The sequence below is a fragment of the Corynebacterium nasicanis genome (genome assembly GCF_042658165.1).
GTDB classification, from domain to species: Bacteria; Actinomycetota; Actinomycetes; order Mycobacteriales; family Mycobacteriaceae; genus Corynebacterium; species Corynebacterium nasicanis.
Map to the genome: position 1 here is coordinate 244737 of NZ_JBHSQE010000003.1, position 18461 is coordinate 263197.

Genomic DNA, 18461 nt, shown 5'->3' on the forward strand with positions numbered 1-18461 from the left:
TGGTGTCATGACAACAACTACGCTTCCCACGTTCGACTGGTCCGAATTCCGCCGCGTCCTCATCGTCGTCGCCCACCCCGACGACGCCGAGTACGGACTCTCCTGCGCCGTGTCCATGTGGACCGACGCCGGGGTGGAGGTCGGTTACCTCCTGCTCACCCACGGCGAGGCTGGGATCCGCCACCTCGATCCCGCCGAGGTCGCCCCGCTGCGCGCCGAGGAACAGCGCCTGGCCTGCGCGGCCGTCGGCGTCACCGACCTCACCCTGCTCGAGCACCCGGACGGCCAGCTCATGGATTCCCGTGAGCTGCGCCGCGACATCGCCAAGCACATCCGCGAATTCCAGCCGGACACCGTCATCACCGCCAACTTCGAGCTGGAGGCCTACGGCTCCTTCAACCAGGCCGATCACCGCGTCGCCGGCCTCATGACCGTCGACGCCGTCCGCGACGCCGACAACCCCTGGATCCACCGCGACCTCGACCTGCCCGCCCACAAGGTCAAGCGCCTGCTGGTGGCCAACGCCGGTGACCCGACGCACCGCGTCCTCGTCGATGAGAAGGCCGAGCAGCGCGGCATCGAGTCCCTCGCCTGCCACAAGGTTTACTTCGAGGCGCTGCCCGATCACCCCAAGCCGGAGGACTTCATTCCCATGATGCTCCAGCAGCCCGACGGCGAAAAGGGCGTCAACTTCCGCGTCTTCGATCCCATCTAAAGCCGTCGCCGCAGCGGCACGAAGCGGAATCCCCCGTGCCGGCTCACCTCCAGGTCGCCGTCGGCACGCTTCTCGACGCGCCACATCGCCCCCGCCACCGGGATGACCATGATCCCGCCGGGGGCGAGTTGCGCCACCAGCTCCGCGGGCAGGTCGGCGGATTCGGCGGAGACGAGGATCCGGTCGAAAGGGGCCTGCTCGGGTAGCCCGAGGACGCCCGCGCGGGCCTGGGACACTTTCACGTCCACTCCGGCGGCATCGAGGTTGGCCTGCCCGAACTTCACGAGTTCGGGGACGATCTCGACGGCGGCGAGGGAGCCGCGGGCGTCGAGAAGCTCGTGGAGCAGAGCGGTCGACCACCCGGAACCGGCCCCGACGTCGAGGACGCGATGGCCGGGGCGCACATCGAGCAGGCCGAGCATGAACGCGACCGTCCACGGCTGCGAGTTCGTCTGCCCGTGCCCGATGGTGAGGGGGACGTCGACGGGGGCATGGTGCCGCACACCGGGAGGCAGGAAATCCGCGCGCCGGACACGGTGCATGGCGCGGGTGACGCGGGCACTCACGGCGGCGGGGAGGCGAGGCCGAGTTGGACGAGCAGGTCGAGCTCATCGCGCAGCCCCCAATGGGCGGAGATGAGCGGGCCCCGGGTGTGGAAGATGTGGACCGCGTCGATCCGGTAGGGGCGCCCGGCGGCGGCCGCCCCGTGCACCTCGGCGATGCCTTTGCCGTGGTTGGAGACGCGGGCGACGATCCGGTCCGGGGTCTCGATGATGGCGTTCTCATTGACGTGGACGCGCAGCACCCGGGAGCGGTAGGCGAGGGACTCGAGATAACCATTGATGCCGCTGGGGCTACCCGAGGGGTGTGTGAGGTCGAGGAAGTCCTCGGTGAACAGATCCTCGAGGCCCTCGAAGCGGCCGCTGTTGATGGCGTCACGGATGCGGAAGACGGTGGTCAGGGCAGGGTTGGAGGCGGGGAGGTTCATGTTCTGACCCTATGCCGATTAGCTTGCCGAAACAAGGGTTTCCACGGTGAAGATCGGGTCAAATCTTGGTCTCGGAAGCGATCTTTGATCCACGTCAAGGAACTCCCGCCGCGGCGCTCCTAACGTCAGGGGTGTCAGCCACCGCAGAAAGGACCCCACCATGAAGACCACGACCCTGCGCTCCGAGGAATTCTCCTGCCCCTCCTGCGTGAACAAGATCGAAACGAAGCTCACCGGGCTCGACGGAGTGCGCGACGCCGAGGTGAAGTTCTCCTCGGGCCGCATCCTCGTCGAGCACGACCCGGAGAAGGTCTCCGTGCGCGAGCTTGTCGACGCCGTCGCGGCCGTCGGCTACACGGCGAGGCCGTCGAGCGTGTAGGACCTCCCGGCACGAATGCTCGTTTCTGGCGAATTGCGCGAGCCAATTCGCCAGAAACGAGCATTCCTGCGTGGAGGTACCTGTCTCGCCGCTCATTGATCCCCGTCAAGGACAGTTCCCGCCCCGGGCCATAGCGTCACAGGTGACACCACAGAAAGGACGTCACCATGAAAACTTGGGGAACCGTGGCAGTCTCCGGACTGCTCATCATCGCGGCGCTGGTCACCGGCTCCGATCTGCTCATGATCGCTGCCGCCGTCGTCGCCGGCTGGCGCATCGCTGTCTCGGCGTGGCAGGCACTGCGGATCCGGCTCATCTCGATCGATCTGCTTGTCGTCGTGGCCGCCGTCGGTGCGCTGTTCATCCACAACTACTGGGAGTCCGCGGCCGTCACCTTCCTCTTCGCCCTCGGCACCGCGCTGGAGAAGGCCACCCTCCAGCGCACGCGCGGGGCCCTCGGCGAGCTCGTCGCCGCCGCTCCCGACACCGCCACGCGCCTGCGCGACGGGGAACCGGAGACCGTCGAGATCTGGGAACTGAGCCCGGGGGATGTGGTGCTCGTGCGCAACGGCGAGCAGGTGCCCGTCGACGGCCGGGTCCGCAACGGGCACGGCGGGGTCGACGAGGCCACCATCACCGGCGAATCGGTCCCCGCGGAGAAGGCGGCGGGTTCCGCGGTCTTCGCCGGCACGTGGCTGCGCTCCGGCGTGCTCCAGGTGGAGGCCGTGGGCATCGGCGCCGACTCCACCCTGGCGAAGATCATCCACCGCGTCGAGGACGCCCAGGACGACAAGGCCCGCACGCAGACCTTCCTCGAACGCTTCTCCACCTGGTACACGCCCGGGGTCATGCTCGCGGCGCTGCTCGCCGGGCTGCTCACCCGCGACGTCGAGCTGGCGCTCACGCTCCTGGTCATCGGCTGCCCCGGCGCGCTGGTCATCGCCATCCCGGTGTCCATCGTGGCGGGCATCGGGCGGGCCGCGAAGGACGGCGTGCTCATCAAGGGCGGCGAGTACCTGGAGACGGCGGCGCGGGTGGATACGGTGGTCGTCGATAAGACGGGGACCCTGACCAACGGCCGCCCGGAGCTCACCGACGTCATCGCCTTAGGCTCCTGGTCGGAGGACGAGGTGCTGCGGCTGGCGGCCCGCGCCGAAACGGCGTCGGAGCATCCGCTCGCCGCGGCGCTCATCCGCGGTGCGGAATCCCGGGGCCTCGAGGTCCCGCTCATCGACACAGCCGAGCCCGTCACCGGCCACGGCATCCGGGCCTGGATCGACGGGCATGAGGTTACCGTCGGCACGGCCGCGCTGCTGCGGGAGACGCCGGACCCCGCGCCCGTCCTGGCGCTCAACGAGCGGGGGCGCACCGCCATGTGGGTCGGTGTCGACGGCGTCGCGGTGGGGGTGGTCGCCGTGGCCGATACGGTGCGTGCCGACGCCGCCGCGGCCGTTGCGAGGCTGCACCGGCGCGGCATCCGGGTGGTCATGGCCACCGGGGACGCCTCCCGCGTGGCGGACAATGTCGCCGCCCAGCTCGGCGTCGACGAGGTCCGCGCCGAGCTCATGCCGGAGGACAAGCTCGACATCGTGGCCGAACTGCAGGCCGCGGGCCGGGTGGTGGCGATGGTCGGTGACGGGGTCAACGACACCCCGGCGCTCGCCCGGGCCGACATCGGCGTGGCGATGGGCGCCGCCGGTTCGCCGGCTGCCATTGAGACGGCGGACATCGCGCTCATGGCCGACCGCCTGCCGCGTCTGCCCTACGCCCTCGGATTGGCGCGCCGCACCGTACGCACGATGCGGGTCACCATCGCCATCGCGCTGGTGACCGTCGCGGCATTGCTCGCCGGGGTGCTGCTGGGCGGGGTGACCATGTCCATCGGCATGCTCGTCCACGAGGCCTCGGTGCTGCTGGTCATCGCCATCGCGATGCTCCTGCTGCGGCCGACGCTGCCCAGGGGTCAGTGATCCTGCAGGTCGGCCACCATGTCGACGAGGCTCTCGCGCACCGGGCGCGGTCGGAAGTGCAGTTCCCGCCGCGCCCGGGAGCTGTCGAAACGGTTGCCGGAACCGAGCGTGTACAGCGAGTAACGGGTGAACAGGGGAGGGCGCCCGCAGATCTTTCCGATCCACTCCGCAGGGATGGCTCCGACCCGGGCGATCCACGTCGGCAGGATCGTCGGGCGGCGTCGGCCGACCAGTTCGGTGACGATCCGCCCGATCTGCCGGAGCGTGACGTAGTCACCGGTGGTGAGGTAACAGCCGTCCCCGGTGCGGCAGGCGGTGACGATCGCCGCCGCCACGTCGCGGACGTCGACCATGTCGTAGCCGCCGTCGACCACCACGCCGAGTTCGCCGCTCATAAGGCGGCGCACCAGGTTCGTGAGGTTCGTCGCCCCCGGATCGCCCGGCCCCAGCAGGCCGGAGGGGTGGATGATGACGCGCTCGAGGTCATCGGCCGCCAGCACGAGCGCTGCGGCCTCGGCCTTCGTCTTGGCGTAGCCACCGACCACCGTGTCGGGGTCGAAATTTTCGGCCTCCTGCATGACCACCCCGGGCGGGGATTCCGTGAGCGCATGGACGGAGGAGACATAGACCAGGCGGGCGCCGACCCGGCGGGCGGCGTCGATAATGTTTTTCGTCCCGCCGACGTTGACGGCGCGGACCTCCGGGCGGACGATGTCGTCGATGGTGACCACCGCCGCGCAGTGGACGATGACGTCGCACGGGCCGATCGCCTCCGTGACCTGGGCGGCGTCGCGCACATCGCAGGCCGCCGGGTCCGCCAGCGCGCTCACCTGGTCGCCGCGGGCCCGTAGTTGATCGACGACATGGGTACCGAGGAAACCTCCGGCCCCCGTGACTGTGACATGCAGCGGGGAACTCATGCCTCCACGGTACGCGTGCCGTGGCACGTGTCCGCAGCTGCGGACTCTCCTGATATCCGGTCTGTTGCATGCGTCACTTGGTAATGTGGTGACATGTCCAGAATCAGCCCCCTGAATTGGCCGGTCCTCCGGCAGCTGCGGGACGCCGACCCCTTCGGCCGCGACCGCAATGCAGAGTCACGGAAGAGCGCTGACCTGCGTCCCCGCATCGCCGAGGCCGACCGAGTGGTCAAGAGCGTGTGCCCCTACTGCGCCGTCGGCTGTGGCCAGCTCGTCTACGTCAAGGACGAGAAGGTCATCCAGATCGAGGGAGACCCGGACTCGCCGATCTCCCGCGGCCGTCTGTGCCCGAAGGGTTCGGCCTCCGAGCAGCTGGTCAACTCCTCCACCCGCGTGACCGAGGTGCTCTACCGCGCCCCGAAGGCGAAGGAGTGGCAGAAGCTCGACCCGGAGCAGGCGATGGACATGATCGCCGACCGCTTCCTCGAGGCCCGCCGCAACGGCTGGCAGGACACCGACGCGCAGGGCCGCCCGGTCAACCGCACCATGGGCCTGGCCGGGCTCGGCGGCGCGACGCTGGATAATGAGGAGAACTACCTCATCAAGAAGCTGTTCACCGCCGCCGGCGCGATCCAGCTCGAGAACCAGGCGCGCATATGACACTCCGCCACGGTTCCTAGTCTAGGAACCTCGTTCGGCCGCGGCGGCGCGACCCAGCCGCTGCAGGATATGGCGAATGCGGACTGCATCGTCATCCAGGGGTCAAACATGGCTGAGGCTCACCCGGTGGGATTCCAGTGGGTGATGGAGGCGAAGAAGCGGGGCGCGAAGCTCATCCACGTCGACCCGCGTTACACGCGCACGTCCGCCGTGGCGGACCGCCACATCGGCATCCGCGCTGGTAGCGACGTGGTGCTGCTCGGTGCGCTCATCCGCCATGTCATCGAGAACGATCTGTGGTTCAAGGACTACGTCCTGCACTACACCAACGCCTCGACGCTCGTCCACGAGGATTTCCTCGACACCGAGGACCTCGACGGTCTGTTCTCCGGCTTCGACCCGGAGACCGGGCAGTACGACATCGACACGTGGGCTTACCAGCGTGCCGACGGCTCCCACCGCAACCCGCAGGGGGAGGACGACAGCCAGGAGAAGGAGCACCAGCGCGCCGGGTGGGCGCAGTCCACCGGTTCCGGCGGCCAGCCGCTGGACACGTGGCAGTTCAAGAAGGACGAGACGCTCCAGGATCCGCACACGGTGTTCCAGATCCTGCGCCGCCACTACTCCCGCTACACCCCGGAAATGGTGGAGGAGACCTGCGGCATCTCCGTCGAGGATTTCCACTACCTCGCCGACGCCATCACGCAGAACTCCGGCCGCGAGCGCACGACCTGCTTCGCCTACGCGCTGGGCTGGACCCAGCACACGCTGGGCGCGCAGTTCATCCGCACGTCGGCGATCCTCCAGCTGCTGCTGGGCAACATGGGTCGCCCCGGCGGCGGCATCATGGCCCTGCGCGGGCATGCGTCGATCCAGGGCTGCACCGACATCCCGACGCTGTTCAACCTGCTGCCGGGCTACCTGCCCATGCCGACCGTCGATGAGCAGACCTTCGACGACTACCTGTGGACGGTGACCAACCCCAACCAGGCCGGCTTCTGGCAACGGGGCGACACCTACGCCGTCAGCCTGCTCAAGGCCTACTTCGGCGAGCACGCAACGGCGGAGAATGACTGGGGCTTCAACTGGATCCCCAAGCTCACCGGCGCGCACTCGACGTACCACACCCTGCAGGCCATGCTCCGCGACGAGGTGGAGGGCTACCTGGTCTTCGGCCAGAACCCGGCGGTCGCCCAGTCGCACGGGCGCCTGCAGCGCCTCGGGCTGTCCCGCCTCAAGTGGCTGGTGGTCCGTGACTTCCAGGTCATGGAGACCGCGTCCTTCTGGAAGGACTCCCCGGAGGTGCTTTCGGGTGAGCTGCGGACCGAGGACATCGAGACCGAGGTCTTCTACCTGCCGGCCGCCAACCACGTGGAGAAGTCCGGCACCTTCACCCAGACGCAGCGCATGCTGCAGTGGCGCTTCCAGGCGAAGCAACCGCCGAACGAGGCGACCAGCGAGCTAAAGTTCTTCTACGACCTCGGCGTGCGCATCCGCGAGAAGATCGCCGACTCCGATGATCCGCGGGACCAGCCGCTGCAGAACATCACGTGGGATTACCCCGTGGACGAGCACGGTGACCCGGATGCCGAGGCCGTGCTCCGCGAGATCAACGGCTACCACGTCACCGGGGAGAAGGCCGGCGAGCTGCTGAGCAACTTCACCGAGATGAAGGCAGACGGCTCCACCTCCGGCGGCTGCTGGATCTACACCGGTGTCTTCGCCGATGGCGTCAACCACTCGGCGAAGAAGCGCCCCGGTTCCGAGCAGAACGAACTCGCCATGGACTGGGGCTGGGTGTGGCCACTGAACCGCCGCATGCTCTACAACCGTGCGTCCGCGGACCCGGAGGGTAAACCCTGGTCGGAGCGCAAGAAGTACGTCTGGTGGGACGAGTCCCTGCAGAAGTGGGTCGGCGACGACGTCCCCGACTTCCCCCTCGGACTGCGCCCGGACCATGTGCCCTCCCCGGACGATGTCGGCCCGGCCGCCCTCTCCGGCACCGATGCCTTCATCATGCAGGCGGACGGCAAGGGCTGGCTTTACGTGCCCAAGGGCATGGTCGACGGCCCGCTGCCCACGCACTACGAGCCGCATGAGTCCCCGGTGGGCAACGCGCTCTACGGGCAGCAGCAGTCGCCGGCCCGCCTGACGTTCCCGGGAGCGGACAACCTTTCGCGCCCGGCGCCGGGCGAGTTCGGCGCGGAGGTCTACCCCTTCGTGTTCTCCACCTACCGCCTCACCGAGCACTACACCTCCGGCGCGATGACGCGCGCGCTGCCGTTCCTCGCGGAGCTGCAGCCGGAGCTGTTCTGCGAGGTCTCCCCGGAGCTCGCCGAGCTGCGCGGGCTGGTCAACGGCGGCTGGGCCACGCTCATCTCGCCGCGCGGTGTCATCGAGGCGCGCGTGCTGGTCACCGACCGCATGCCGGCGATGACGATCAACGGGCAGGAGTACCACAACATCGGACTGCCGTTCCACTTCGGCAACGGCCCCTACGCGCCGGTCACCGGCGACGGGCCGAATGATCTGCTGGGCATCACGCTCGACCCGAACGTGGCCATCCAGGCCTCCAAGGTCGGCGCGTGTGACATCCGGGCGGGCCGTCGCCCGCGAGGCCCGGAGCGCGACGATCTCACCCGCCTCTACCAGGTGCGGGCGGGTCTGACCGCGGCGTCGGGCAACACGAAGGTCTCCGACCCGGAGGAACTGCGCGAGCTGGAGAAGGAGAGTGATGAGCGTGAACACTAACCAGGTGACCGAATACCCGGACCACGTCGGCTACGCGCCGGAAAGCCGCAAGGCCTTCTTCACCGACACCTCCGTGTGTATCGGCTGCAAGGCCTGCGAGGTGGCGTGCAAGGAGTGGAACCGCAACCCGGTGGAGGGCTATGAGCTCTCGGGCAACTCCTACGACAACACCGGTTCCCTCGGCGCGGACACGTGGCGCCATGTGGCGTTCATCGAGCAGGACCACGAGCGCATCGAGCAGGCCCGCGCCTCCGGTCGCCAGCTCACCGGGTTGGGTATGCCGAAAATCGGGGACCCGGCGCAGCAGGAGGTGGAGCACCCGGACACCCCGGACTTCCGTTGGCTCATGTCCTCGGACGTGTGCAAGCACTGCACGAACGCCGGATGTCTGGACGTGTGCCCGACGGGCGCGCTGTTCCGCACGGAGTTCGGCACGGTCGTCGTACAGGATGACGTGTGCAACGGGTGCGGCACGTGCGTCGCGGGCTGTCCCTTCGGCGTCATCGAGCGCCGCGCGGACGGCGGCGTGCAGAAGCTCAACAGCCGCGAGGGCGCGGACTTCACCGAAGGTGTCCACGCCCCGACCCGCAACGTCGGCGTCGCCCAGAAGTGCACCCTGTGTTACGACCGCCTCAAGGACGGCCTGGCCCCGGCGTGTCAGAAGGCGTGCCCGACGGAGTCGATCCAGTTCGGCGACCGGGAGGAGATGCTGCGTCGCGCCCACGAGCGCCTGGCCACCCTCCACGCCCAGGGCCGTACCGAGGCCCGCCTCTACGGCGCCAACGACCTTGACGGCGTCGGTGGTACCGGCTCCATCTTCCTGCTTCTCGACGCCCCCGAGGTCTACGGCCTGCCCCCGGACCCGCGGGTGCCCACCGCCGACCTGCCGCAGATGGCGAAGAAGGCGGCCCTGGCGGCCGCGGGCATGGTCGCCGCCGTCGTCGGTTCCTTCCTGATCGGAGCGCGCGCATGAGCAACCAGTTCGACAACTACCGCGATCCGGTCGAGCCCCGTCGCCGGGGCGGGGGAGGCAAGAAGAAGCGCCGCCGCGCCGGGGCGGGGGCCATGGACGGCTCCCGCGAGGAGCGCATGGTCCCGGACATGCAGTTCGAGTCCTATTACGGCAAGCCGGTGGTCAAGGCCCCGCCGTGGGAGTGGCCGATCGGCGCCTACCTCTTCCTCGGCGGGGTGGCGGGCGGTTCCTCGCTGCTCGGCTTCGGCGCGCAGCTGACGGGGCGGCCGAGGTTGCGTCGCAACGCGCGGCTGGCCGCCATCACGGCGGCCGGTGCCGGTTCCGCGGCGCTCATCGTCGACCTCGGGCGCCCGGAGCGGCTGCTCAACATGTTCCGCGTGTTCAAGCTCTCCTCGCCGATGAACGTCGGATCGTGGCTGCTCGCCAGCTTCTCGACGGCCGCCGCCCTCGCCGCCGCCGCCGAGGCCGACGATCTCACGGGGCGGCGCCTGCCGCTGCCGGATGCGCTGCGTACGGTCACGCACCAGGCGGCCGCCCCGGCGGCGGGGGCGCTGGCCGCCACGCTCGGCGCACCCCTGGCGGTCTACACCGCGGTGCTCTTCGGCGACACGGCGAACCCGGCGTGGAACGCGGCGAAGTACCATCTGCCGTTCCTCTTCGTCAGCTCCGCGTCGGCCGCCTCCGGGGGCCTGGCGATGATCACCACCCCGGTCGAGGAGGCCGGCCCCGCCCGCGTGCTCGCCGCCGTCGGCGCGGTGTGTGACATCACGGCGACGAAGGTGATGCACTCTCAGCTGGACGACGTTTCCGTCGAGCCCTATCACCACGGCACCGCCGGGCGGCTGCTCACCTGGGCGGAGCGCCTCGTCATCGCCGGTGGCGTGGGCACGCTGCTCGCCGGTCGGCACCGCGTCGGAGCGGCCCTGTCCGGGGCGGCGCTGCTCGCCGGTTCCGCGCTCACCCGTTTCGGCGTGCTCGAGGCCGGCCTGCACTCGGTGACGGACCCGCGCTACGTCGTCGAGCCGCAGAAGGAGCGCCTCGCCCGGCGGGCGGGCGCGGACAACATCACTACCGGACGGTGATCTGCCCCGGGGGGCCCGCGGTGATCTCACCGATGATCGGGTAGCCCGGGACCTCACCGACGACGAGCAGACCGCCGGAGGTCTGGGCGTCGGCCAGCATGATGAGGGCCTCCTCGCTCATGCCCTCGGCCCGCAGGTGCGGGCGGACCCAGTCGAGGTTGCGGCGGGAGCCGCCGGAGACGAAACCGTCGCGCAGCGCCTCGTCGGCGCCCTCGACGTGGGGGACCGCGGTGTGGTCGAGGACGGCCGCGACGCCGGACGCGCGGGCCATCTTGTACAGATGACCCAGCAGGCCGAAGCCGGTGACGTCGGTCGCGGCCTTCACCCCGGCGGCCACCGCCGCGCGGGAGGCGTCGCGGTTGAGGGTGGTCATGGTCTCGATCGCCGCCGGGAACACCTCGCCGGTCGCCTTGTGCCGGTTGTTGAGCAGGCCCACGCCGATGGGCTTCGTCAGGGTGAGGGGGAGACCGGCCTGCGCGGCGTCGTTGCGCATGAGCTTCTGCGGATCGGCGATGCCGGTCGCGGCCATGCCGTACACGGGCTCCGGCCCGTCGATGGAGTGCCCGCCGGTCACGGGCGCACCGGCCGCGGTGGCCACGTCCATGCCGCCGCGCAGCACCTCGGTGAGCAGCTCCAACGGGAGGATCTCCCGCGGCCACGCGACGAGGTTGATGGTGGTGACAGGCCGCCCGCCCATGGCGTAGACGTCCGAAAGCGCGTTGGCGGCGGCGATGCGCCCCCAGTCGTAGGCGGAGTTGACCACGGGGGTGAAGAAGTCGGCGGTGGAGATGACGGCGAGGTCGTCGGCGATGCGGACGGCCGCGGCGTCGTCACCGTCGTCGAGCCCGACGAGAACATTCGGGTCGGTGACACCGGTGAGACCGCGGACGGCCTCCTCGAGCTCCCCGGGCGGGATCTTGCACGCGCAGCCGCCGCCCGCGGCGAATCCGGTGAGGGGAGTGCTGGGATCAAAAGACATGCATCCGACTGTAGCTATACAAGTTCGACGCGGTAGTCTCGTCGACGGAGGCGTACGTGTCCTGGTGGGCGCCCCGGTCTTCAAAACCGGTGAGGCCGAGTATCTCGGTCTGGCGAGTTCGATTCTCGTCCGCCTCCGCCAGTCTTCTTCTGCGAAAGGACCCCGGGTGGACCCGCGCCGACGCATCCCGCGCACCGATGACCTGCTGCGGTCCGCCGCCGTCGATCAGGCCCGCGGGCGACTCTCGGAGCAGAGCATTCGCAGCCACATCGCGGAGGCCCAGGAGGCCGCGCGCCGCGGGGACCTCGCGCCCGAGGACGTCGAGAAGCACCTGGCCACCCTGCTTATCGACGCCCCCGTCTCCTCCCTCACCCCGGTTCTCAACGCCACCGGCGTCGTCGTCCACACCAACATCGGCCGCGCGCCGCTCTCGGCGGCCGCGACGCAGGCGCTCATCGACGCCGCCGGCTACGTCGACGTCGAGATGGACCTGGTCACCGGGCTGCGCTCGCGCGAGCGCGGGGCCGGCGCCGTCGCCGCGCTCCGCGCCGCCTGCTCGGCCGCGGAAGACGCGCTCGTGGTCAACAACGGCGCCGCCGCCCTGCTTTTGGCCACCACCGCGTTGGCCGCGGGCGGGGAGCTCATCATCAGCCGCGGGGAACTCATCGAGATCGGCGCCGGTTTCCGCCTGCCGGAACTTATCGAGACCGCCGACGTACGCCTGCGCGAGGTCGGCGCGACGAACCGGACGCACCCGGAGGACTACACCCGCGCGGTGGGGGAGCGCACCCGGGCGATCCTCAAGGTCCACCCCTCCAACTTCCGCATCGAGGGTTTCACCGCCGAGGCGGGCGTCGCACAGCTACGTGAGATCGCCGACGAGCACGGGCTGGCGCTCATCGTCGATCTCGGCTCCGGCCTGCTCGCCCACGATCCGGCGCTGCCGACGGAGCCGGATGTCGCCGCCCAGCTGGAGGCGGGCGCCGACGTGGTCATCGCCTCCGGTGACAAGCTCCTCGGCGGCCCGCAGGCCGGCATCCTCCTGGGACGCGCGGACATCATCGCCCGCCTCCGGACACATCCCCTGGCGCGCGCGGTGCGCATCGACAAGCTCCGCCTCGCCGCCCTCGAGGCGACCCTGCGCGGCGGGGAGGTCCCCGTCGTGGAGGCCCTGCACGCCGACCCCGCGGACCTGCGCCGCCGGGCCGAGGCGCTGGCCGAGCGCCTGCACGGCCATGTGGAGTGCCGCGTCGTCCCCCACGACGGTCGCGTCGGCGGGGGCGGCGCCCCCGGGGTGCCGTTGTCCGGCTGGGCGGTGGAGCTGCCGGAATCCCTGGCCGCCCCCCTGCGCACCGGCGACCCCGTCGTACTGCCGCGCGTCCATCAGGGCGCCTGCCTCATCGACCTGCGCTGTGTGCCCCCCGCCGCCGACGACACGGTCGTGGATGCGATCCGGCGTGCGGTGGAGGAGTAGACATGGACGTCATCGCCACCGCCGGGCACGTCGACCACGGCAAATCCACCCTGGTCAAGGCCCTCACCGGCATGGAACCGGATCGCTGGGAGGAGGAGCAGCGCCGCGGCCTGACCATCGACCTTGGTTTTGTGTGGACCCGCCTGCCCTCCGGGCGCGACGTCGCCTTCGTCGACGTCCCCGGGCATGAACGCTTCATGGGCAACATGCTCGCCGGCGTCGGACCCGCCCCGGTCGTCTGCTTCGTCGTCGCCGCCGACGAGGGCTGGCAGGCCCAGTCCGCCGATCACCGCGACGCCCTCCATGCGCTGGGGATCCGGCACGGGGTCATCGCGCTCACCCGCGCCGACCGGGCGGATGAGGCCCGCCGCGCCGAGGTCGCCGCCCGCGTCCGGCACGAGTTCGCCGACACCGGGCTGGGCGACGCCCCCATCGTCACCGTCTCCGCCCGCACCGGCGAGGGGCTCAACCACCTCCGGGCCGCCCTCGACGAGGTCCTCGCAGCCGCCCCCACCCCGGACCCGGACACCCGCGTCCGCCTGTGGATCGACCGTTCCTTCACCGTCACGGGCGCCGGCACGGTGGTCACCGGAACCCTGCCCGCCGGCACCCTTAGCGAGGACGACCGCCTCGCGCTCAACGGCTCCCGCGAGGTCACCGTCCGCGGACTGCACAGCGAGAACGAACCGCACCGCAGCATCGGGCCCGTCAGCCGCGTTGCCGTCAACCTCCGCGGGGAGAGCGCGGAGGACATCCACCGCGGAGACGTCCTGCTCACCCCGGGCGTCTGGCCGCAGGTGAGCACCCTCGACGTCCGCCGCACCATGGGCGTCCCGCTGGCCGACGCCCCCGCCGAGGTCATAGTCCACGTCGGCACCGCAGCGGTCGAGGCCGGCCTGCGCCCCTTCGGCGAGGGCCACGCCCGGCTCACCCTGGCCCGCCCGCTGCCGCTGGTCCTCGGCGACCGGCTGGTCCTGCGCTCCTCCGGGGCGCGCTCGGTGCTGGCAGGGGTGCAGGTCATGGATGTCGACCCGCCCGCCCTGCGGCGCCGCGGCGACGGCCACCGCCGCACCGCCTCCCTCCTGGCCACGCCCGTCGGCGGCGACATTTCCGCCGAGATCGCCCGCCGCGGGGCCCTGCGCCGCGCCGACCTGGAGATCATGGGCTTCGCGGTGCCTGACGGGCCGCCACAGGGGGCCGTCGCCCTGCGGGACTGGTGGATTGACGTCCCCCAGCTCGGCCGCTGGCGCGACACCCTTCTCGCGGCTGTCACCCGCCATGCCGCAGCACGCCCCCTGGCCGCCGGCCTCAGCCGCGGGGCGGCGCTCAGCGTGCTGTCGCTGCCCGATGAATCCCTGCTCGGCCTGGTCATCGCCGCGGCCAAGCTCGAGCAGGCCGACGGCCTGCTGCGCCTGCCCGGGGCGCGCGTCGACCTCGGCGCGGCGGAGGCGGGGGTGGCCAGCGTCGAAAAGCGGCTTGCCGACGCCCCCTTCCACGCCCCCGAGGCCCACGACCTGCAGGAACTCGGCCTCGGGCCGAAGGAGCTGGCCGCCGCCGAGCGTGCCGGGCGGCTGCTGCGTCTCGATTCCGGCGTCATTCTCCTGCCCGACGCCCCCGACGTCGCACTCGCCCGTCTGCGGGCGCTCGAGCAGCCTTTCACCACCTCACAGGCGCGCCGCGCGCTGGACACCACCCGGCGGGTGGCCATCCCGCTGCTCGAGCACCTCGACGCCACCGGTCAGACGGTGCGTCTCGACGCCGGGCACCGCCGGGTTAAGCAGTGACCTGAGACCACTCCGCGCGACGGTCGAGGAAGGCGCGGGCGGCCGCCTGCGCATCCTCCAGGGAATGGCTCTCGCCCCAGCCGCACTGGACCTCGTTGGCGGCGGGCACCTCGGTGAGCTCGAGGACGTCGGCAAGCGACACGGCGATGAGCTCTTCGATCTCCTCCTGCGGGTGATCGCCGACGACCATGAGGTAGAAACCGGTCTGGCAGCCCATGGGGGAGAAATCGAGGACAAAGTCCGCGTGATTGCGGATGGTCTCCGCCATCGAGTGCTCCAGCGAGTGGATGCCGGGCATGTCGAGGTGGTCCTGGTTGGGCTGGCAGAAGCGGATGTCGTACTTGGTGATGACATCGCCTGCAGGGAGGGTCTTGCGGTCGGCCACCCGGATGTAGGGGGCGGCGACGGTGCGGTGGTCAAGGTTGAAGGATTCGACGTTCATACGCATGCCGGTGATCGTAGCAACGTCCCCTATGGTCCCTCCGTCGCCGGGAGGGAGAACTCCCGCGACCCCGTCGGGTTCGGGTCCATGACCTCGACCGCGTCCACGGTGATCTCCCACGGGGCGGCCGGATCGACGGGCGGGGCCGGGGGTTCCCATTCCGGCAGAACCGGCATGTCGCGGGGCTCGCCGATGCCGAGGTCCACGAAGCTCTCGCCGTCGATGACGAAGAGGCGGACGCCGAGGGGGCCGTCGATAAGCGGGACATACTCGAGCTGCGCGACCGCGACCCCGTCCACGAGGACATCAAGCCCCTCGACCCGGCCGAGGACCTGGCGGTTCTCGCCGTCGAGGGTGGCGGGCAGGCGGTAGCCCTGCGGGAGGACGCGCGCGCCCTCCGGGAGGGAGGTGCGGGGGACCAGCAGCTCGGGGGAGGGGAGTTCGACGGCGACGTCGAGAAGCCCGCGTTCCTTGTCGATGCACACCCGCGCCCACACCTGCGGCTCGATCTGGGCCGCGTGGAAGCGCTCGACCTCCGGGAACTGCGCGCGCATCCCCTCCGACAGCGAGCCGATGACGCCGAACTCCCACCGCACGCGCCATCCGCGGGTGAGGAAATCCGGCACGAGGATCACCGGGATGAGCGTCCCGGCGGGCTCCATGAGTTCCGCGGTGCGCAGGTGGGAGAAGAGAATCGCCTGGTTGACCCGGTCCAGGGGGAGGGAATGGACGTCCGCACCCGCCGGCGGGCGGGGCAGGGGGCAACTCGGAACAGCCATGGGTACAGCCTAGCCGCGCCCGCGGAGTGAGGAACGCACCGCACAGGCCCGTTTCGGGGCCGGGAATCGGGCGGTGCGGCGTGCTTCTCGACGCCCACCACCTACCCTGGCCCCATGGAACTACGTATCGCACCCGGCGACATCACCACCGTGCGCGCCGACGCCCTCGTCAACGCCGCGAACTCCGGCCTGCTCGGCGGCGGGGGAGTCGACGGCGCCATCCACCGGGTCGGCGGGCCGGGCATCCTCGCCGAGTGCCGGGAGCTCCGCGCCACGACGTACCCGGACGGACTGCCCGCCGGGCAGGCGGTGGCCACCGGCGCGGGGGAGCTCCCGGCGCGCTGGGTGATCCACACCGTGGGGCCGGTGTGGTCCGCCACGGCGGACCGCTCGGAGGTTCTGGTGTCCTGCTACCGGGAGTCCCTGCGCCTGGCGCGGGAGCTGGGGGCGCGCAGTGTCGCCTTCCCCGCGATCTCCGCCGGGGTCTACGGCTGGCCGATCGACGACGCCGCCCGCCACGCCGTCACCACGTGCCGGGAGGTGGGCGGGGTCGAGGAGATCATCTTCGTCCCCTTCGGGGAGACCGCGGAGGCGGCGTACCGGGCGGCGCTGCGCGATTAGTTAGGGGATTGTTATGGTCCGGCGGAGGCGCTGGTGAGTGGGGGAAAGGGGGCGTCGCGAAGCGAATTGTCCGCACACCTTCCGGTGTCGGGGGCGCCGGGGTCGTGCCTAGGTTGGAAAGGATAAGTGTTTCCTACTGTGACGGGATCATCGACGTGCTCACCCGCTTGGCCACCTCTCTCCGCCTGAAGACCGACCCACCGGTGTACTTCGCCACCGTGGGTGCCGTCCTCGCCTTCGTCGTGCTCACCATCGTCGCCGGGGACTGGGTCGGGGCCGTCTTCGGCGCCGCGACCACCTGGATCCTGTCGAATCTCGGCTGGTTCTACATCCTCGGCGTGACGGTGTTCCTCATCTTCCTGTTCATCGTCGCCATCAGCCGCTACGGGCATGTGCGCCTCGGGGCCGATGAGGATCGCCCCGAATATCCCACGCTGGTGTGGTTCGCCATGCTCTTTGCCGCCGGTATCGGCACGATCCTCATGTTCTGGGGTGTGGCCGAGCCGATCTCCCACTACGCCAACCCGCCGATGGGCGACGTCGCACCGGAGTCGACCGAGGCGGCGCGCCAGGCCATCGCGCTCACCCACTACCACTTCGGCCTGCACACGTGGACGATCTTCGCGCTGCCCGCGCTGTGCTTCGCGTACTTCATCTACAAGCGGAAGATGCCCCCGCGGGTGAGCTCGATTTTCTCGCCGCTGCTCGGCTCCCGGGTGTACGGGCCGATCGGCAAGACCATCGACGTCATCGCGCTCATCGGCACCATCTTCGGCGTGGCCACCTCCGTCGGGCTGGGCACGCTGCAGATCAACGCCGGCCTGGCGGAACTCTTCGGACTCGAGGTCTCGCCGCTCATCCAGGTGATCATCATCGGCATTGTCACCACCGTCGCCTGCATCTCCGTCGCCGCAGGGCTCGACCGGGGCATCAAGATGCTGTCCAACATCAACATCTGGATGGCCATCGCGCTGCTCATCTTCGTCATCCTCGCGGGTCCGACGGTCATGGTGCTCAAGGGCACCATCGAATCCTTCGGCATCTACTTCTCCCGCCTGCCGGAGCTGGCGTTCTGGAACAATGCCACGCCCAACAGCGCCGACAACGCCACGTGGCAGAACACGTGGACCGTCTTCTACTGGGCGTGGACGATCACGTGGTCGCCCTTCGTCGGCATCTTCATCGCGCGCATCAGCCGCGGGCGCACCGTCCGTGAATTCGTCGCCGGGGTCCTCGGCCTGCCCGTCGCGTTCTCCCTCATCTGGTTCGGTGTCTTCGGCACCTCCTCCTTCCTCATCGAATCGGAGGATGGGGCCGGGGGACTCGTCGAACGCGTCGCCGTCGACGGCGACATCCCGGGCGCGCTCTTCGAGTTCCTCTCCCACTACCCGGCCGCGACGTTCATGTCGGGCTTCGGCATCCTCATCGTCATCATCTTCTTCACCACCTCCGTCGACTCCGCGGCGATGGTCACCGACATGATCGCCTCCGGCAAGGAACCCGCCTTCGCGCCCACCCACCAGAAGGTCACGTGGGCGGTGCTCATGGGGGCGGTCGCCGCGGTGCTGCTCGCCGCGACCGGTGAGGGCGGGCTCTCCGCGCTGCAGCAGATCATCATCGTCATCGGCCTGCCGTTTTTCGTCATGGGATTCATCATGATGTTCAGCCTCGGCGTGGCACTGAAGAACGACCTCGGCGCCCCGGTGCCCATCGTCACCCGCCAGTGGTCGCGCGCCGAGACCCCCGAGGAGTGGGAGGAGCTCGAGCAGGCCCCCTCCCCGGAGCCCATCGGCCCGATCCACCACATCCCCGACGACGAGGAGCCCATCAACCCCGCCGTCGTCGGTGCGGTGCTCGAGGAGTACTCGCGGCAGCACGACGGAGAGGGCTACGAGGTGACCATCATCGAGGAGACGGAGCCGGAGGCCCGGCACTAAGGCCCCC

At 70.2% G+C, this 18461-nt stretch carries 16 protein-coding genes and 1 tRNA gene; 11 read left to right on the top strand and 6 right to left on the bottom strand.

Features of this window, described 5'->3' with window-relative positions; all coding sequences use genetic code 11:
* Positions 1 to 7 precede the first annotated feature (7 nt).
* Positions 8 to 715 carry a PIG-L deacetylase family protein gene (locus ACFPUZ_RS05770; RefSeq protein ID WP_377000765.1) on the top strand — a complete coding sequence of 236 codons (708 nt, stop codon included), beginning with the start codon at positions 8 to 10 and terminating at the stop codon, positions 713 to 715.
* Here ACFPUZ_RS05770 and ACFPUZ_RS05775 read toward each other — a convergent pair.
* Positions 712 to 1281, bottom strand: a complete 570-nt coding sequence (locus ACFPUZ_RS05775) for a protein-L-isoaspartate O-methyltransferase family protein (protein ID WP_377000767.1) — start codon at positions 1279 to 1281, stop codon at positions 712 to 714. The two genes, ACFPUZ_RS05770 and ACFPUZ_RS05775, sit on opposite strands and share 4 nt — an antisense overlap.
* A complete protein-coding gene (locus ACFPUZ_RS05780; RefSeq protein WP_377000769.1) occupies positions 1278 to 1703 on the bottom strand; it encodes an ester cyclase in 426 nt (141 codons plus the stop codon). Before ACFPUZ_RS05780 ends, ACFPUZ_RS05775 begins: the two co-directional genes overlap by 4 nt.
* Before the next feature lie 160 nt (positions 1704 to 1863).
* Between ACFPUZ_RS05780 and ACFPUZ_RS05785 the strand changes: the two genes are divergently transcribed.
* On the top strand, positions 1864 to 2082 hold the full coding sequence (locus tag ACFPUZ_RS05785; protein WP_377000771.1) for a heavy-metal-associated domain-containing protein: 219 nt from the start codon (positions 1864 to 1866) through the stop codon (positions 2080 to 2082).
* 167 nt (positions 2083 to 2249) lie between these two features.
* Positions 2250 to 4052, top strand: coding sequence for a heavy metal translocating P-type ATPase (locus tag ACFPUZ_RS05790; RefSeq protein WP_377000773.1), 1803 nt, complete (start codon positions 2250 to 2252; stop codon positions 4050 to 4052).
* Here the strand turns inward: ACFPUZ_RS05790 and ACFPUZ_RS05795 are convergent.
* Positions 4046 to 4972: an NAD-dependent epimerase/dehydratase family protein gene (locus tag ACFPUZ_RS05795; protein ID WP_377000775.1), complete on the bottom strand. Its 927-nt coding sequence runs from the start codon at positions 4970 to 4972 to the stop codon at positions 4046 to 4048. The genes ACFPUZ_RS05790 and ACFPUZ_RS05795 overlap by 7 nt on opposite strands.
* Positions 4973 to 5065: 93 nt before the next feature.
* Between ACFPUZ_RS05795 and fdh the strand changes: the two genes are divergently transcribed.
* Genes fdh through nrfD form a run of 3 tightly spaced genes read left to right on the top strand, consistent with a single transcriptional unit; the run spans position 5066 to position 10438 of the window.
* Entirely contained in the window at positions 5066 to 8383 is a 3318-nt protein-coding gene (gene fdh, locus ACFPUZ_RS05800) for a formate dehydrogenase (protein WP_377000777.1), read from the top strand.
* Positions 8367 to 9356: a 4Fe-4S dicluster domain-containing protein gene (locus ACFPUZ_RS05805; protein WP_377000779.1), complete on the top strand. Its 990-nt coding sequence runs from the start codon at positions 8367 to 8369 to the stop codon at positions 9354 to 9356. Before fdh ends, ACFPUZ_RS05805 begins: the two co-directional genes overlap by 17 nt.
* The gene (nrfD, locus tag ACFPUZ_RS05810) at positions 9353 to 10438 is read left to right on the top strand and encodes an NrfD/PsrC family molybdoenzyme membrane anchor subunit (RefSeq protein ID WP_377000781.1); all 1086 of its coding nucleotides are present in this window, start codon (positions 9353 to 9355) and stop codon (positions 10436 to 10438) included. The genes ACFPUZ_RS05805 and nrfD overlap by 4 nt, the downstream gene beginning before the upstream one ends.
* On the opposite strand, the gene selD is transcribed toward nrfD, so the two are convergent.
* Positions 10425 to 11417 (bottom strand): selenide, water dikinase SelD, encoded by a 993-nt coding sequence (gene selD, locus ACFPUZ_RS05815; RefSeq protein ID WP_377000783.1) that lies wholly within the window; start codon positions 11415 to 11417, stop codon positions 10425 to 10427. The genes nrfD and selD overlap by 14 nt on opposite strands.
* Before the next feature lie 46 nt (positions 11418 to 11463).
* On the opposite strand from selD, the gene ACFPUZ_RS05820 reads away from it, so the two are divergent.
* The 3 genes from ACFPUZ_RS05820 to selB all read left to right on the top strand — a co-directional run bounded on the left by ACFPUZ_RS05820 (position 11464) and on the right by selB (position 14675).
* A tRNA-Sec gene (locus ACFPUZ_RS05820) sits at positions 11464 to 11558 on the top strand.
* Positions 11559 to 11583: 25 nt separating this feature from the next.
* Entirely contained in the window at positions 11584 to 12891 is a 1308-nt protein-coding gene (selA, locus tag ACFPUZ_RS05825) for an L-seryl-tRNA(Sec) selenium transferase (protein WP_377000785.1), read from the top strand.
* A gap of 2 nt (positions 12892 to 12893) precedes the next feature.
* A complete protein-coding gene (gene selB / locus ACFPUZ_RS05830) occupies positions 12894 to 14675 on the top strand; it encodes a selenocysteine-specific translation elongation factor (protein WP_377000787.1) in 1782 nt (593 codons plus the stop codon).
* Here the strand turns inward: selB and ACFPUZ_RS05835 are convergent.
* Both ACFPUZ_RS05835 and ACFPUZ_RS05840 read right to left on the bottom strand, forming a co-directional pair.
* Positions 14665 to 15123 (bottom strand): S-ribosylhomocysteine lyase, encoded by a 459-nt coding sequence (locus ACFPUZ_RS05835; RefSeq protein ID WP_377000789.1) that lies wholly within the window; start codon positions 15121 to 15123, stop codon positions 14665 to 14667. The genes selB and ACFPUZ_RS05835 overlap by 11 nt on opposite strands.
* Positions 15124 to 15146: 23 nt before the next feature.
* Entirely contained in the window at positions 15147 to 15896 is a 750-nt protein-coding gene (locus tag ACFPUZ_RS05840) for a hypothetical protein (RefSeq protein ID WP_377000791.1), read from the bottom strand.
* Between the two features lie 114 nt (positions 15897 to 16010).
* Here ACFPUZ_RS05840 and ACFPUZ_RS05845 point away from each other — a divergent pair, with 114 nt between their 5' ends.
* Positions 16011 to 16517: an O-acetyl-ADP-ribose deacetylase gene (locus tag ACFPUZ_RS05845; protein WP_377000793.1), complete on the top strand. Its 507-nt coding sequence runs from the start codon at positions 16011 to 16013 to the stop codon at positions 16515 to 16517.
* Positions 16518 to 16672: 155 nt separating this feature from the next.
* A complete protein-coding gene (locus ACFPUZ_RS05850) occupies positions 16673 to 18454 on the top strand; it encodes a BCCT family transporter (RefSeq protein WP_377000795.1) in 1782 nt (593 codons plus the stop codon).
* Positions 18455 to 18461 lie beyond the last annotated feature (7 nt).